At 33.8% G+C, this 18,869-nt stretch carries 8 protein-coding genes; all 8 read right to left on the minus strand.

Annotated elements, in window-relative coordinates; genetic code table 11:
• Positions 1-13 precede the first annotated feature (13 nt).
• A complete protein-coding gene (locus ACJ6WR_RS22255) occupies positions 14-4,069 on the minus strand; it encodes a two-component regulator propeller domain-containing protein (protein ID WP_409416540.1) in 4,056 nt (1,351 codons plus the stop codon).
• 263 nt (positions 4,070-4,332) lie between these two features.
• The gene (locus ACJ6WR_RS22260; protein ID WP_409416541.1) at positions 4,333-7,065 is read right to left on the minus strand and encodes a DUF4962 domain-containing protein; all 2,733 of its coding nucleotides are present in this window, start codon (positions 7,063-7,065) and stop codon (positions 4,333-4,335) included.
• A complete protein-coding gene (locus ACJ6WR_RS22265) occupies positions 7,037-8,416 on the minus strand; it encodes a sulfatase (protein ID WP_409416542.1) in 1,380 nt (459 codons plus the stop codon). The genes ACJ6WR_RS22260 and ACJ6WR_RS22265 overlap by 29 nt, the downstream gene beginning before the upstream one ends.
• A 465-nt stretch (positions 8,417-8,881) precedes the next feature.
• The gene (locus ACJ6WR_RS22270) at positions 8,882-9,220 is read right to left on the minus strand and encodes a hypothetical protein (protein ID WP_131474458.1); all 339 of its coding nucleotides are present in this window, start codon (positions 9,218-9,220) and stop codon (positions 8,882-8,884) included.
• A gap of 28 nt (positions 9,221-9,248) precedes the next feature.
• Complete coding sequence (locus ACJ6WR_RS22275) at positions 9,249-10,676, minus strand: alpha-L-fucosidase (protein ID WP_409416543.1); 1,428 nt, start codon at positions 10,674-10,676, stop codon at positions 9,249-9,251.
• Between the two features lie 11 nt (positions 10,677-10,687).
• Positions 10,688-12,574, minus strand: a complete 1,887-nt coding sequence (locus ACJ6WR_RS22280; protein ID WP_409416544.1) for a RagB/SusD family nutrient uptake outer membrane protein — start codon at positions 12,572-12,574, stop codon at positions 10,688-10,690.
• A gap of 16 nt (positions 12,575-12,590) precedes the next feature.
• On the minus strand, positions 12,591-15,740 hold the full coding sequence (locus ACJ6WR_RS22285) for a SusC/RagA family TonB-linked outer membrane protein (RefSeq protein ID WP_039116815.1): 3,150 nt from the start codon (positions 15,738-15,740) through the stop codon (positions 12,591-12,593).
• A 1,080-nt stretch (positions 15,741-16,820) separates the two neighbouring features.
• Complete coding sequence (gene hepC, locus ACJ6WR_RS22290; protein WP_409416545.1) at positions 16,821-18,803, minus strand: heparin-sulfate lyase HepC; 1,983 nt, start codon at positions 18,801-18,803, stop codon at positions 16,821-16,823.
• Positions 18,804-18,869: the final 66 nt, after the last annotated feature.

An 18,869-nucleotide genomic window follows, 5' to 3' on the forward strand; every position in this document is an offset into this window, starting at 1 on the left:
TATTTTGGTAATATTATTTTTCATCATTTAGCTTGGCTAAATATTCACTTGGCATACAACCATAGTATTGCTTAAATGCTGTTGAGAAATACGAAGGCGAGTTAAAACCGCACATATAAGTAATTTGCGCAATAGTATGCCGCTTGTTTTGCATTAGCTCGACTGCTTTTTTAAATCGTATTCTTTTTATAAAATCCATAGCCGATTCTCCTGTAATTGCCTTTAATTTTAAATAAAGGTTGGATCTGCTCATTCCGATTTCCTTACTGAATTTATCTACTGTAAATTCTGAATCGGCTAAATGTTCCTCGACGATATTTATGGCTTGTTTTAAAAATTCTTCGTCAAGGGCATTAAAAGCAATATTTTCGGGTACCATTTCTTTTCCAGCCGAATAGTATTCTTTTAATCGTTTACGGGAACGTAATAAGTTTGCAATTTTTGCGGCAAGTAAATTTGGCGAAAATGGCTTTGTGATATAATCATCGGCTCCCATTTCTAATCCTTTTATTTGCTGACTTGTTTCCGTTTTAGCAGTTAAAAGCATTAATGGAATGTGTGATGTATTGATGTTCTGTTTTACACGTTTACAAAAATGTAATCCGTCTAGTTCTGGCATCATTACATCGCTAATAATGAGGTCAAATTGCTGAATTTCTAATAGTTCCAGTGCCATCTGTCCGTTGTAAGCAACTACAATTTCATACATCTTACCCAAATAATCTTGCAGGTAATCCAGAATCTCTTTATTATCATCTACAATAAGTAGTTTGATTATTTGATCTCCATCGGCAGTTTCATCTATTAAAATTTCATTTTCCTGCAGGAGTATATCATCTTCTATAACAAGATTATCGTCTGTTACCATAGATAACTCATATACAGAATCTTCTACACGTGAATCATTTATATATACAGTTTCTGAAGTAGGAATTGCTACAGTAAAAACAGTTCCTTTTTCTTTTGTACTTTCAGCAATGATTTCGCCATGATGTAGTTCGACCAATCGTTTGGTAAATGCTAAACCAACACCCGAACCCAAATTCATTTCTTTATTATTTACCTGATAAAAACGATCAAATACTTTAGACAAATCATCCTCGCTTATTCCAACTCCTGTGTCTGCTACTTTTATAAATACTTTTTCATTTTCCTTTATTAATTCAACTTTTATGCTTTGACCACTTTGGGTATATTTAAATGCATTTGAAAGTAGATTAAACAAGATTTTCTCCATAGCATCTTTATCAAAAGAAAATATAAGTTGCGTTTCTGATGAATGATAGGTGTAATGAATGTGATTTTTTTCGGCAAGTGGTTTAAAGGATTCAAAAATCTCATTGGTAAAACTCACAAGGTCACTTTTACCCACTTTAAGTTGGCGCGTTCCCATTTCGGTTTTTCTAAACTCAAATAATTGATCAACGAGATTATATAACCTTTTGGCATTGATAAACATGAGTTCATGTTTCTTTTTGGATGTTTTATCTGCAAATGGTGATTTTAATAAATCTTCCAGAGGTGCCAAAATCAATGTTAGTGGTGTTCTTAGTTCGTGAGATACATTGGTAAAAAAGTCCATTTTTACCTGATTAATATAACTCACTCTTTCTTTATCTATTCGTTCTAGTTTTAATTGTTGCAGGGCTTTTATACGCTCAGTAATCATTCTGAAAGCAATATATGCTGCTGTACCCATAATTGCCAACAGCAATAAATAAAACCATATTGTTTTATACCATGGAGCAAGAATTATAATTTTTAAACTTCTTATTGGGCTCATTTCTCCATTAGGTCCCATTGCTTTTATTTGCAAATTGTAATTTCCTGCGGGCAAATTGCTATAGCTTATTTTTAGCTCATCGGTACGTTGCCAATCTTTGTCGAGTCCATCTAATTTGTAATAATAATGTGTGCGATTGGCAGATATGTAATTAAATGTATTAAAAAAGATACTGAATTGCTTGTATTCTGGTCCAATCTCTAATTCTTCGGCTTGATCAATATGTTGTTCGAGTATATTTGTTTCATCATCTACAGCAACGGTTTTATTTAAAACTTCCAGTCCTGTAAAACTAAGTTTTAGCGGAAGCAATTGCTGCTTAACCATTGCAGGATAGAAATAAGAAATACCTTTTATTCCTCCAAAAAGCAACATTCCATCTTTGGCTTTATAGAATGAATACTCATTGAATTGCTTGTTTTGAAGTCCGTCGCTTTCGTCAAAAGTTTGTATAGAACCACTATCGGGATTAAATTTAATTAATCCGCTATTAGTTGAAATCCATAAATTATTATCTTCATCTGGAATTATGCCGTAAATAGTTCCTTTTACAAAGTCGTTTTTTGTTTTAAAACTGATAAAAGATTCCTGTGTTTCATTATATAAACTCAATCCTTCTCTTGTACCAATCCATATTCTGTGCTTTTTGTCTTCGGTAATACAATTGACAATATCTTCGCTGACTTTTCCGTGTCCGATGTTTCCAAATAATAGATTATCAGGATAAAACAGCGTAACTCCGTTGGTAGTTCCGATCCAGATTCTATGCTTACTATCTTCATAAAGAAAAGTAATATCATCAGAAGTTGGTCTTTTGCCAGCTTTATCTAAATGAATATGTGTAAATGACTTTGTTTCTGGATGAAATTGATCTAATCCTGATCTTGTTCCTACCCAAATACGTCCTTTATGATCTTTAAGAATACTATAAACTAAATCGCCTGCAATAGAACTTGGATTGTTTTCGTCGTGGCGAAAGCGCTGCACATGACCACTATTTGGGTTCAATAAATTTAATCCGCCGTTGTGAGTCCCAATTAATACATTGCCGTTATCATCAAAAGCAATGGCTTTGATATTGTTAGAACTTAGACTATTTGGGTTATTCTCACTGTTTGAATAATAGCTAATTGTATTATTGTTTTTGTTCCAATAATTTACTCCTTTGTCATTCGTTCCAATCCAAAAATTACCTTTTGGATCTTGCTTTATAACACCGATAACTTCGTCATTTAAAGAAGGTTTACCAGAGTTCTGACTTAGTAAATTGAACTTAATATCGTTTTTATGATAGTAATTGAGTCCACCATAATACGTTCCTAGCCAAATTCCGTTTTGATTATCCTTAAAGAAACAACGCACCGAGTTCTGACTAATGGTGTAAGGCTGTGATATTTGATGGTAGTAATTTGCAAAAGAATTTGCCTTAGGATTAAAAATAGTAAGTCCTTTAAAGGTTCCTAGCCAAATATTTCCTTCGGTATCTTTACCAACACATCTTATATTATTATCGGCTATACTGTTTGTTCCTGAGTTGTGCAGGAGGGAAGTAGCTTGCCCGTTTTGGCTATTATATTGTATTACTCCATATCCTTCGGTTGCTACCCATAATTTTTTTCCATCTACATAAACATCATTAATATAAGGCTTTTTTGCTCCTAGATTAATTTTGATTAATTCGTGTGTTTTTGGTTTTAATTTAAAAAGCCCAACATCTGTTCCTAAAATAATTTGTTGTTGCCAAACGCCGATATAGGCTATTTTTTTTACTTCGTGTGATGAAGCATTAAACTTTATTGTTGTGAAATTTTCGGCTTCGGGAGTAAGCATAAATACATCTCCTGCTATTGATGTAGCCCAGATTCTATGCGCATTATCTTCTGTTATTGATGATATGTACCATTCGCCAAGACTACGCGGAAGTTTATAATTAACAAAATTGTCTGTATCGTAATTATAAACACTGATTCCTTGGTTTCCTCCAACCCATAATTGCCCTTTATGATCTTTAAACAAGCTTCGGATGTAGTAGGATTGTAAGCTATTTTTAGCTCCTTTTATAGGTCTGTATACTTTAAAACCTTTACTATCATAACGATTTAAACCATCTTGAGTTCCAATCCAGATAAACCCGAGTTGATCTTGCTGAATTGCAAAAACTGAACTTTGCGATAAGCCTTTATCAACCGAAATATTGCGAAAATATCGGTCTTGCACTTGGGCGTGACTTTTTATTGCAAAAAGTACAGTGCATAAAAGGGTTATTATAGCAATCTTTTTTCTCATGGTAGTTTAAATAATTCTTGTTTTTTTCCTGCAAGGTCTTTTTTTGACCTTGTAGGTATTGTAATTAAATTGTGATGATTTTCACAAATTCTATTTTCATTTTTATTTTGGCTAAAGCCATATTCATCATCATTTCTTAAACCTCCAGCTAAAGCAGGTGGCTATTCAATGCGTTAAGCTGAAGTAATCTAACTTTTTTTTACTTTAAAAATATAATAAATTTCGATTAAATGAACTTAGATAACTTGTATGGTTTACTTTTTTTAATTCTTATCGTATTTAGCTACATCTGGCAATTCATCTACAACCTCTTGTTTGTTTACTTTAGAACCTTTCATTTCTAACAAAATAGAACTTCCCATAACTTTAGGGATATATGTTTTTCCTTGAAATTTAATTGGTAAACCGCCATAATTAAATAATGATTTTACTGCTTTGCCAGCTACTTGTAATGCCGCTGGTTTTTCTCCATTTAATTGTGCTTGTATTTCCCAATCTCCAACTTGTAAATTGTATAATCCATCTAAGTTTGAAACTGTTTTAATTACTTCAGCTTTACCATCTTTAACTTGTATAATGGTTAAATATCTGAATTTCGGTTTAGATTCTGATGTAATTCCTGCGTGCCATTGGTCTTTAAAATCTTTTATTTCGCCTGTATCATTGGTTACTTTATTCCAATTAACTGCTGCTTCAAAAAACTTGTTGTGCACCTTCATATTCAAAGGACTATTGGCAAAAACACTTGCCGTTACGCTACCTAAATCTGTTTTTACTGTAAAGTTTTGTTGGTTTGCGTTTTCGGTATTTTGTGCTTCGATTGTGTAATAGGGGCAATGAAATTGCGTTGTCCATTTTACAGGTTTCTTAGCTTCTAGTTCATCATACAATACAATATATCCACCATCTAGTTGTAACATATGTCGACGATATAATGTTACTCCTGGATCTCCATAACCATTTTCTTTATTTGGAACTACATTAATTTGATTGAATCTATTCAGCCAAAATTCACTTTTAATTTCGCCATAAGCGTTACTTGCGTCACCTAAAGCATATTGAATATGTTGTCCTGAAATGGCACGTGGTGTCCATCCGTAACCTTCTTCTCCAATTTTCTGACTCAAACTATCCGCCAAAATTGTATTATATGCCTTGGATGTACGATAATACAAAAGGTTATGCTTATCGCTAAAGTTGCTATAATACCCAGTTCCTCCAAAGATTACTTTTCCTTTAAAGTTTACTGTAAATGCATTTTGCGATGCATGTCCATGTCCTGAAGCACCAAATGGACTACTGAATAAATAACTGCTTAGTGTTTTATCGGCTTTAGCCAAATCTTCGTGCATTGCTATTACTCCGACATCACCAAACTTGCGTGTTTTAGGCAAATCAGTAGGCGAGTAAACAGGTAAATTTCTATTTGGTTTAAAGTTTAATAATCTAAATAATAAGTAATCATCTGTACCACGAAAATAGTCTGGATGATCTTTTTTTATTCTATCTACGTACCAGTTTAAATACGGGTTATCTATTTTATAAGTAAGCGCATCTGCAAACCAAGCTTCTCCTTTTACAATGTATGGTATGTTTTCCCACATGTCCCCAATGGCGGTACTTGCCCCATCATTAGGATGTGTATATAACATATAATAAGGTAGATTTTGCATCCACGGCAGTTTAAAATAATCTACTCCACTAAAATCTCCAAACATTTGAGAAAGGTAGATAATAGATTTAAAGTTTACTCTAAAATAGCCATTTCCTTCATGCCAGCCTCCATCGGTTGTGCCTAATACTGGGAAACGTGCCGACCAGACTTCGTACATATACGTAAGCCATTCTTTGGCTTCGGGCACATCATTTATAACTGCTACTGTTGCAATGGCTAAATTGCGCATGGTGATTTGCCATACGTGATTGTCACTTACGTGCAACTCAAAACGGTTTGGTAAATGATTATAAACTCTTTGTGCTCTAAGTGTAATTATGTTTTTGAATAATTCTTTTTCTTGTGGATTTAAAAAATCATATCCTGCATCGTAAAACCAACCTAGTGCTTCGAGAACTGCACCGCTTGTAAAATCATCTCCTGTGGCTAAACCATCAGGGTTCATATTAGCAATATTTAATGCTCTGCGTTTTGCATCTAAGATAAATCGTTTGTCCTTGGTTAATTGATACGCAATACACAAATTACGGACTGGTGTACCTACAGCATCTCCAAAACCATGGTACATTCTTTCAATAATTAACTTTTTTTCCAATGGATTTTTCCCCGTTGTATCAATTACTCTTTGAGGTTTTTCTGTAGGAAGAGGGGCTAACATCAGTTTTTCAGCGAAAGCGATAAACGTTTTGGCTTCAGGATTTTCCAGATTATTTTTATAAAAATCTTCACCTATGCGATTCATATCCCATAATAGGGGATGTGAACCTTGGTTTCGTTTTAGCACTTCGGTTATTGGTGGAGATACTTTTTCATTGGCATATTTAGCATCAATTACAAAATCATAAACAGTAGACCAGGTCCATTGATTGCTGCCTTTTAAAGCATACGCATATTTCCAGTACCATTTTCCTGGTTTTAATGATTGATGTAACGGATAAACAGCCCAACGTTGTTCTGAACTAGTAAGCAGCTCTTTTGTAAAATTTTTATCACTTGCCAACATTACTTTGTAACGTACATTGCCAATATTAGGATCTTCTGGGACTGCACTTCCGCTTTCCATAGGTTTCACCATGGTTTTGCCATTGGTTGCCGGCCAGAGTAAAGCTGGAGCATTAGTTGGCACTGTTATTCCGTTTATAGGATAAGGCCATTCGCGTACTCTCGAATGCAGTTTTTCTGCATTTAATTTGATTGTTGCTGGTTCTTGTTGACTAAACGCATTAAATGTAATTAACAATAACAAAGCAATTATTTTTTTCTTTATCATGATTCTTTTCTTTTGATCTGATTTATAATCCTGATACGAAACTGTCTCCATTTATTTTGCACCAATTTTTTAAATAATTGCGCATTTCTACGAGTCTCTTTTTATGTGATTTATTTACTGCCAGATTAGTTATTTCTCCCGGATCTTTGCTTAAATCAAAAAGTTGCTCTTTAATCTCTCCTTTATTGTAAACAATATATTTATAATCTTTAGTAATTACGGCACGACCACTTATACCTAATAATTCTTCGTTATCGGCAAAATCAGTTTCTATAACTAGTGTATCACGTAAGTTTAGCGATGGATTCTCAATTTTTTTACTAATATCAATTCCTTTTAAATAAGTAGGTTTTTCTACACCAGCAAATCCACAAATGGTTGGGATTATATCGATACCATTACAAACCAACATATCATCGGTGCGAGGTTCCCATTGTCCTATTTTTGAAATGATAAAAGGTACTTTTGCGGCTTCTTCATATAATATTTGCTTTTGGTTCCAGCTATGACCTGCATAACCATCACCATGATCTGCTGTAAAAACAATGATGGTATTTTTTTCGATGCCATATTTCTTTAATGATGCCAATACCATTTCGATATAATTATCTACTTTTTCGACTAAGCGATTATACGCCCAACGGTATTGTCTCCATTGGTCTCCACTCCAGTTTACAGTAGGATAGGTGCGGGCACTTACTTTTTGTTGATCACGTACTATTTGTGGTTCGTTATCTGGAATTCTCCAGTTAATCGGCAATGGCGGACACTGATCAACTGGAGGTGTTTTGGCCAATACATCCATTTTTAAATCTTCATCTCTTGCCCATTCGCAAATATCATGAGGATTTAAAAATGAAGCTACTAGCAAGAACGGGGTGTTTTTATTCTCTTTGATAAATCGGGCACAAAATGATGGTGTAGCTGCATCATTATAATCCTGAAAATTGGTGTTCTCGATATATTCAAAACCATGCTGACTCTTTTTTGTAGTAGGAACTGGTAAATGCCATTTACCTACGTAACCTGTTTTGTATCCTCCGTTTTGGAAGATTTTGCCCATCATTAATAAATCATCTGGCCATTGTCCGTCTTTTTCTGGTGCATTGCCTATAAAACCAGTTTCATAAGGCATTTTTCCGCTAAAGATTGCTGTGCGGGATGGCGTACATAGTGGTTGTGCACAGTAGGCTTTGGTAAAACGAACTCCGTTTTGTGCCAGCTTATCCATTGCGGGTGTATGTAAGTCTTTGTTACCGGCAATACTCATCGCATCAGCAGTTTGCTGATCGGTCATGATGATGAGAATATTTGGACGTTCTTTGGTTTGAGCAATACTTATTAATGGAGTAATTATCAATCCTAGTACGCATAAAAGCAAAATGTTTATTCTAAATTTCATATCTACTTATATTAATAGATTAGCTTATTCTTGTTATTATTTTTAACACATAGTCCCATCCCATCCCGAAGCTCAATGTCATTAAGATAAGAAAAACAGCTGTAATACTGTACCGAATAAATCTCTCGCCAAGTCGCCAAGCCGCCAAGTTTCGCCTAAAATCTTTGCGCTTTTGCGTCTTTGCGAGAAAACAATTAACCATTATTAGCTCAAAAGGGCTTAACTTAATGACATTGCCCGAAGCTTTTGGATCGGTATCGGAACTATGCTAATCCTATTTTTTTCAAATTAACTTCAACAAATAAAACTATTCTTTTACTACCCTTTAAAACCACAAAACGAATTTAATCATCAATGCTTAAATAGGGTTTTAATTTTGTTCAAAATGATATTAAATTCAATTAAAACCCGTATTCAGCAACTTCTAGTTTGGTAATTCACTAGAAAAGATTCAATTGACAATTATTATTTCTTAGACTTATCGCTTAATGATTTTCCAAAATCTCTCCATATTTGGAATTCTTCGGGTGTTAGAATTGATTTTTCTTTTACAGATATCTCTTTTCTCCAAGCTTGTAGTTTTTCTTTTTTTTGTTCTTCGGTAAGTGTTGCGTCTTCTTTTATTGCTTTTTGAGTTTTTCCGTTCTCTGCAATTAAATTATGCATTTTGAGTTTGTTTTCATCACTAAGTTTCATGACTGTAAAAATAGAATCTCTTAATATTTTCATATTTTGAGGCTTGCTTTGTCCAAATGTAACTGTAGTCATTAAGGCGAAACTTAATACCAATAGTATGTTTTTCATAATCGCTATTTTTATTTGATTGATTTTTTTAAAATGCAAAAGCTAAAGCAGCTGTTTGACTTCCTACTAATTCTTTTGGTATTTCTATCACAACAGAATCTCCTTCTTGTTTCCAAACTACATTTTTACCTGTAGAAATTAGTTTTATTTTTTTTCCATTTGTTGGGATATTTCCTTTCCATTTTATTGTTGCAGGAATGGTTGTTCCTTCTTTTATACAAGAAATAGCATATTTCTTTTTCCCATCCTTAGATTGTGTAAACCAAGTCGAACCATCGTTATAGTTTTCAGTGATTCGTGTTCCATAAATGGCTTCACCATTTACTTTAAGCCAAGCACCGATTTCTTCTAATGGTTTATTAATATATTCTGGAAATTCACCTTCAGCCGTTGGTCCCCAGCCTAAAAGTAGGTTACCACCTTTGGCTACAACTTCTGCCAACGTTTGGATTATCCAAGTACCTGATTTTATTGGGGCCTTTTTTGTATATCCCCAACCTTTAGCTATGGTAAGGCAAGTTTCCCAAGGATCTTTTAATTGTTCTTTTGGGATAGTTAATTCTGGTGTACGATAGTTTTCATAAGATCCGTGTACGGTTCTGTCTACCACTAAAATCCCAGGTTGTTTTTCTCTTGCCATTTTGGCTATTCTAGGCATATCTACATCTTGCGGATAGGGAGGATAGTAGGATTTACTACTTTGTACATATGCTTTTTCCATTTCTCCTGGCTGAGGATTTCTAACCCAACCACCATCTAACCATAAAATATCTACTTTGCCATAGTTGCCTAAAACTTCCCCTATTTGATTATAAGTGAAATCTTTAAATTTTTTCCATTGTTTTGGAAATTCGTTTGTGTTATAATTTGCATTACGATTTACTGTTGCAAAACGTGGCCACCAAAAATATTCTGAATGCCAATCGGGTTTAGAAAAATAAGCGCCAATCATCATACCTTGTTTACGATATGCTTCAAAAATATATTTGGTTACATCGGCTTTTGGGTTGTTTGCAAATGGCCCATTGGTAACTTTAAAATCGCTCTGTTGAGTATCGAACATCGAATAGCCTTCATGATGTTTGGTAGTAAATACCAGATATTTCATTCCTGCATTTTTAGAAATTTCAGCCCATTTTTCGGGATTAAATTTAACAGGATTAAAGCTTTTTGATTGATCCCAATACCATTTTTTATATTCTTCGTATGTTTTTGTAGTATCTCTTCTTTTCCAAAGTTCGTTAACCAAAGGCCAAGATTCATTCATGGCGGTTATACTGTAAAGTCCCCAGTGTAAAATAACTCCAAATTTTAAATCCTGCCATTTGTCTAATTTTTCACGAACTAACGGATCTGTAGGATATTCGTATTCGCCAGAAGCTTCGTGAACATCTACTTGGGCTTGCCCAAAAAGTGGAAGAAAAAAAACGACTAATAAAACTATTATTTTATACATAAATCTATAAATTAATATTTAGGATTCTGACGCGTAATTGACTTATTTACATCTGTTTCATTTTGAGGAAACGGATATAATTCATGCTTACCGCTTACAAAGTTTGTTACAGATGGATAAAAATAACCCGAACGAATCAGTTTTACTGCTGCACTTGTCTCGGCTATTTTATCTGCCAAAATTCCCCATCTTATTAAATCGGCTCTACGCATACCTTCGTTACTAAGTTCCCAAGCTCTCTCTTGTTGTAATGCTTTAAGAAAATTAGCTTTGCTTAATCCAGTTGTAAGATTCATTTCTGTAGTTGTTAGTTTTGGTAAAACTCTTGCTACAGCAGTTGCTCCAGAACCTTTTCCGTCTACACTGGTAATCGTTACAGTAGGCTCAGATGTATATCCATCTCCTGAACGTAACATACCAATTGCACTAATACCACCACTCGCTAGTGTAACTACTGCAGCCGCAGCATCGGTACCACCGCCACCAGTAATTTTTATTAAAACATTGGCTGCCGATGTATATCCTGTTCCTTTGTTTTTTAAATCAATAGCAATTCTGCTACCTGCTATATCACCACCAAAAGCTCTTTTTCTTACCTGATTAATGGCATCATAAGCAATAGTATTTGGTCCTTCATTTAATTCATTTTCTACTTCGGCACGCATTAGCAATAAGTCTGAATAACGCATCACCACCCAGTTTATATGGGTATAAGATCTCTCTTGCGTAGAATTAGTTTGATATTCTCTATTCCATTTTGCAGCTGTCCAGCTTTCGTCTTGTTTTGCGGTTAAAAGGGCTACTTTATTTCCCTGTGCATTAATTGTATAGGTTGCTATAGAGAAATCTCGTCTTTGATCTCCTTCGGTAAAGCTATTATAAAATGGTTTTGGTACTAAGCATCTGCCTATACTAGTAGGATAAACTCCGTTTGATGTTAATGCTCCATTAAAATATCCAACCCAAGATCCATTCTCTTTTGCTCCGGCAGAATTAAAAAATGCAACCTGAAAAATATTTTCTGTAGGTTCTAAAACGTGCAGACATTGGTTTTTAAATACTTTAGAATAAGATGGATTTAATTTATATGGATTTTGCGCCATAATATCATTAATTTCCTTTTGTGCTAATTGGTAATATTCTTTGTAATTAGCTGGGCGTTTGATCGTTCCATCTGCATTTAAGGAATATCCCCCTGCAAAAAGAGCTACTCTGGCAAGCATGGCTTTTGCAGCCCATTTATTAACGCGTTCATCTACTGGTGTTTGAACTGGCAAGACAAGCGCAGCTTCTTGCATATCTTTTATGATTTGTGTGTATATTTCATAACGATCTACAAGTCCTCCTCTAAGATTATCTCCTGGTTGTGAGCTTTTTGTTTTAAAAGGAACATCTCCCCATAAACGTACTAACTCTGAATAGTAAAAACCACGCAAAAATTTTGCTTCGCCAATCATTCTGTTTAGTTGATCTTTTTCAGCTTGACTTCCATTTAAATACGAATCCATTTTAGGTATTCTCTCAATCACCACATTTGCTCTGTCTATGCCTTCGTATAATTTACTCCATACAAGGTAGAATGTGTTTGTTTGAGAAATTCCCTGGTAATGTGCTACAGTACGCCAATCATCAGAACCTATTCCGCTTAATTGACCAATATCTGTATCGGCATCAAAAGTTAATGAGATATTCCAACCATAACTATCTACAGATGACATTGGCTCATAAACTCCTAATGTTGCCATATAGGCTTCATTTATATTACTAAAAAAAGCATCCGTTGTAAAGTAGGAGTATGGTGTTACTTCTAGTTCTTTTTCGCAAGAATTAAGCGGTAATAGTAGGCAAGTTATCCCAGCTATTGCGATTGTTCTAAAGGAAAATATATATTTTTTCATTTTTTTAAGCTTTAAATTATAGTGAGATATTTAAACCTGTAAGGAAGGTTTTGCTTCTTGGATAAGCACTAAAATCGACTCCTCTTGTTATGGCGCTATTTATAACACTTACTTCTGGATCATACCCTGAATATTTAGTAAATACGTACACATTATTAGCAGTAAAATAAATTCTTAAGTTTGAAATTTTCGTACTACTCAACCATTTTTTCGGAAAAGTATATCCTAAACTTATATTGTTGATTCTCAAGAATGAACCATCCTCTATAATATCACTATACAAACGTCCTGTTGAATTACCATTAAATGCGGGATTCTTTTTCCCAGCATTTAGAGCTTCTAGTTCAGCAGGATTAGTAACACGTTGTCCGCTTGAGTTAATAGTTGTCCATCTATCAGCATATACCGCAAATGTGTTTAGGTTTTCCTGATTAAGCCTTGAATTGTTTAGCATATTTGCATTATAGATATCATTACCTACTGAGAAATCTAAAAATATACTAAGATCTAATCCTTTGTAACTAAATGTATTATTTAATCCTCCTGTATATTTAGGATTAGAATTTCCTATTGCAGTTCTGTCAAGATCATTAATTACACCATCTGGCACACCGTTTGGCCCACTAATATCTTTAAATTTTATAAATCCAGGTTGTACCACGACATTATCGCTAACCACACCCGATTTTAAAGTATAGGTATTAAGCGTAGGGTTATAATCAAAATCACTTACCTGATACAAACCATCTCTTACATAACCGTACATAACTCCAACTGGTCTTCCTACTTCAAGGATATAGTCATTTGCATTGGTGTAACTATTTGTTATTAAAGAGTTTTCTCCTTCGCTTAAAGCAAGTACTTTAGTCTCATTAAAGGCGATATTAAAACTTGTATTCCAACTAAAATCGGCTTTTTTGATGTTTACAGTATTCAATGTAAATTCTAAACCACGATTAGAAGTTGCTCCAATATTCTGAAACTGCTTTTTAAAACCAGAGCTTGCTGGTACACGTGTGTTATAAAGTAAATCTTTAGAACGGTTTTCATATACCTCGGCTGTAAGTGAGATGCGTTGTTTAAAAAATCCTAAATCTAAACCTATATTAGTCGATTTTGTAGCTTCCCATTTTAATTGTGGGTTAGGAATATTATTTTGATACGCTGTAATATTTGATTGATTATTAATAGGGTAGGATCCTAAATTAAAAATACCTAATGCTGCATAATTTGCAATTCGGTTGTTTCCAGCTTCACCATAACTTACACGAAGTTTTAAATCTGAAAATTCAGGTATGCTTCTCATAAAATCTTCTTCGATAATTCTCCATGCAGCAGATACTGAAGGAAAATAACCCCATCGGTTATCTGCACCAAATTTTGAAGATCCATCGGCTCTTATACTTGCTGCAAATAAATATTTATTCTTGAATGCATAACTTGTTTTTGCAAAAAATGACAACATTTTATCATCCTCAGCATATGATGTTGGGATTCCGGCAATTGTACCTAATTGTAATTTATCCCAACCTAAGTTTACATCTGGAAATGCACTTGCACTTGCATTAATTCCTTCAGAATAATTATAAATATATTCCTGACCTGCTGTAACATCAAATTTATGATTTTTAGCAAAGGTATTACTGTACGTTAGGACATTGTTATAGTTTAAACGGTTAGATGTAGTGTAAGTAACCCCACCATTAGGTCCGCCGCTTCTGATGGCCTGAATACCTCTGGCATCGTTAAAATATTTGTCGCTATTATTATTATCTGTATAACTAACTAATCCGCGATATACCAACTTAGGAGTTAAATTATACTGAAGTTGAAAATTCATATTAAGAGACTTTTTAATCGCTTCTCTTTTCTGACTATCTATTGTAATCGATGGACTCTGAAATATAGGTGAATCCTGATTATCAAATGGATCTACAACAAGAGTTTTAAGATCTTCATCTACACCATTTTTCCCTATTGTAGGGCGGTATTGTAGCAAAGTTTGCAACATACTTAATCTTGCATTTCCACCTTCGCCTGTATCTAATCCTGTTATTTTTTGATTAGAATAGTTAACAATTGCGCTCACAGTTAATTTTTTACTCACATTATGAGTTACTGCTAATTTTGCAATATTTTTTACCGATTCGCTTCCAAGCATAATACCCTGATCATTATTTACAGAATAAAAAGCATTGAAGTTAGTTTCGCTTCCGCCACCACTAAAACTTATTTTATGATATTGAGTTTCTACAGCTTTACCGAAAATTTCTTCTTGCCAGTTAATACCCGGTCTGTTTTGATAAAGAGATGCTAATTCATCATATGTTCCAAAATTTTTCGTGAATTTCTGCAATTTTGCATCGTCAGTCGCTCCTTCGTACATTAATTGAACATAATCATACGGATTCATTACGTCAAGTTTTCTGGCAATCGTTTTTATTCCTCCATAAGTATCATAACCAATTGTAAGTTTTCCGCCTTTTGGTTTTTTAGTCGTTATAAGAACAACTCCGTTTGCACCCTGAGCTCCATAAATAGAAGTAGAGGAGGCGTCTTTTAAAACATCTACAGATTCTACATCTGTTTGATCAATAAAGCCTAATCCACCAGTTTGAGCCACTCCATCTACAACATACAATGGTTCGTTACTTTGTGTAATAGATGTTCCACCTCTAATCCTTAACGAAGGTTCAGATCCTGGTGTTCCATCGGCCATTGTAACTTGCATACCTGCTATACGACCTTGCAAAGCTTGCGCAACGTTTTGCACTGGCATTTTTGCAATTTCTTCACCTTTTAAGGATGATATAGCTCCAGTAAGATTTTTTCTTGATTTTGTTCCGTAACCTACAACAACTACTTCGTCTAGATTATTAGCATCATCTACTAATTTTGTATTTATAGTTGTTCTGTTTTTTACATTTATTTCTGCCGTTTTGGTTCCCATAAAACTAAATACCAATGTTGCATCTGGTTTTACTTTAATTTGATATTCTCCATCCATAGATGTAATCGTACTGTTTTTAGTTCCCTTTTCGTAAACTGTTGCTCCTGGTAATGGTAATTGTTGGCTATCAGTTACAACACCCTTTACGGTTATAGTCTGTCCGTACGTAACTTTACAAACTAGTAGCAACAAAAATAAAAATATAGTCCTTTTCATATTTTTTGTTTAAACTGGAATAAGTTTTACCCTCTTATTTCCTAATTGATATTATTTAAATTGATATTCGATTTTGATTTATAAATTTTGTTATTTCTCAAAAGATATTCATCAAATAATTTTTCATGAGCCTTATAGAAACTCTAAATTAGTTTTTATCATAAGTTGGGTTTTTAGTGTTAGTTAATGTGGTTATTTTTTTTTAATCAATTATTGAATTGTTATCAGTTTAATAAATTATAACAATTTGTTAACTGGGAGAAAAACGCTGGGGAGTTTTGCGTCTGGTAAATAAAAACGGAGGTGTGTTGGTTTATTCATTTTGTGGCTTATTTAAATTTGATTTTGGTTTAACAAAAACAAATATATACATCAAGGGTACATCAATGTTTTGAATACGTCCAAAATACTATTGAATTTGATTAATACGCCCTTTAAACAAAGGAAAAACAAGAAAAAACTTAAACTATTTTTGCTTCTATTTTTGAAGAAAACACCGCTATTACTGGACAATTTTGAGATAGAAAGTAGGGGAGAATGGTTAAATAAAATTTAATGAAATGTTAAGTAAATTTGACCAATAAAGACAATTAAGTACTACTTTTATTGCAATTTTGATTGAGAATTTGATATTACATTTCTCTTTTTTATATGGGATTGATTTTTTTAAATCTATTTAACAATAAATAATTCAAAATTTTAGAAAAATTAAACTCTGATGAGTTATTTTCTGTTCATAAAGAGTCTTTTTAGGTGTAGATTCCGCAAAGTTTTACGAGTTTTTCTATTAATTTTCTGTTGCAGATTGTCTATATTGGTACGCGGATGACGCGGATTCGCTAGAGCGAAAACGCGGATAAAAACTGATTTTCTCTCATCACGATACAAAGTTTCTGACGAGATTTAGATTGTTTTAAAATCCGTCCCGACGCTTCGGGATCAGCGTCTTTACTTATGTAAATCTGCGTCATCCGCGTACCATTTTAGCTCACAGATATGTTTGAAACATAAAAAAAGCGCCTAAAAATTACTTTCTAGACGCTTTTACAAATTGAACTACTTGTTTATAATTAGAATGATTTAGTCATTCAAACTAGCTTTTAGATCGCTTTTTTTGCCATCAACAATAATACTCAGGTCTATGTTTCCTTTTTCAAAATCATTACCTGTATTTGGTTTAATACTGATTTCAGGAGCATTATTGCCATCGTAAGGATATACAACACTTATAAATTGTTGTGTTTTGTCATCATTCTTTGGTTTTTCGAAAGCAAAAGCTGGTCTTGCCGTTTCCTTTGCGTATGAATAGGATACTTTTCCTTCTTCTTCGTTAAGAATAACTTTATCACTATTTAATGACTGAATTAATAGGTTGTTACCATCTGCATATGTAGTATATACTCTATTATTGGCTTTATCATAAACAGGTTTGCTATCTTCTTTTAACTGAAAATGTACTCCTAAATTCCCTGTTGCTTTACCTATTGCTTTATCAATTATTATAAAATATTTTTCGTTGATAAAAAGTACACTACGCTCGTGGTTTAAACTTGTATAACTAGGGTTTGTATACGTTAGTATATCAAGGTTTTTACTCGTTTTCCATTTCTTTTGCTCTGCTTTGGTAATAACCATATTCTGATTATCTAAGGTAAGCGTACTATGAACTCTTGTTTGGCGGAACCAGTTCCTCATTTTGGTAACTTCGGCATCTCCGCTGTAAATATAACAACCACTATCTGGTGTAAAATTGCGTCCTTTTACCCAAAGTTCAAAAGTTCCGTTATCAGGTTGTGCATGAAATTCTGCAGGTGGTCCGGCTTTTAAAACTAGTATGGTTGCTTTATTATCCCATCCGTTTCTAAATGTGTAAAAACCTCCATTTGGGAATGCATTTGATAGATAATCAGGAAGTTTACCTGAAGCTCCTTCTGTAGCATAATATTCGATAAGCCCATCTTGAGGGAACATTTTTGACCAACTTGAAAATTGTTTGATTCTTACTTTTTTATCAACAACCCAAGTATCACCAAACATAGGATAGTTATAGTCAGGAAAAGATATATTGGCTGTAACATAAACCATCTTTTCGATTGTTTTAATGTAGGATTCTGGAAATTCCTTTTCTACACCCGCCATTTTTGCAGAATTATATGCTTTTGTAAAAATTTCGATACAACCTACATGATACGTTGGTGAAAGTTCCCATTGTACACCATCGGCAAATACTTGTAGTTTTATTTCGCGGTTCAGGATTTCGATACCACTTTTGCGCCATTCTTCAGCTTGTTTAAACTCAGGAAAAAATGCTCCTGCGCTTAATACACGCTGTGCTTCAAACAATAAATGATTTCCTTCTTTACTATAATGTTTAGGGATATAAGCTGTTTGCTTATTAAAGCTATTTAAGAATTCTAATAAGAATGCTGGAGTAAAGTTTGGCGAAACTACAAATAAATTAAACGTTCCTGGGAAACTCTGTATACGTTCAGAAACTTCTAACGGACGCCAAGCGATACTATCATTTCCTTTAGATCTTCCTAAATAATTCTTCTTTTCCCAATCACGAAACTGGAAAACCCATTCTTTGGCATATTTCTCATCTCCGCTTACACGATATGCCATTCCCATAGATTGCCACCAGGTTACGCGGTGTAATTGCCAACGAATCTCATTGTCTTTTATAGGCCAATAATCCCAATCGATATCTTTGCCATAGTCAAAAAATCCATATCCTTTATGCGGCTGAAATTTATGTAATAAGGCATTGTCTGCTTTTTCCTGATTGGCTTTGCCAATATCTTTTCCTCTAAAACGGGCTTCATCACCAACATTAAAATCAGGATGTTTGATGTTTTTACGATTGCGGTAATAGGTAAGTAATTCTTTGGCTGCATCATCATACTTTGCTTCAGTAAAAAGTTTGTTTACTTTTTCTAAACCCGGATAGGCAAGATTAATGTTGTCAAAACTTGCCTTAGTAATAGGAGCTTCTTGTGCATGGGTTAAGCAAAATGTCATTAGCATAAAAAATAATGCTGCTGTTCTTTTTAAATTTATCATTGGTTTTTAATTAAATAGATTTAATTTCTGTAATAATTAAGTAGCTATTTATATTGATATTTTACG

It is taken from the genome of Flavobacterium sp. PS2, assembly GCF_046250155.1.
GTDB lineage: Bacteria > Bacteroidota > Bacteroidia > Flavobacteriales > Flavobacteriaceae > Flavobacterium.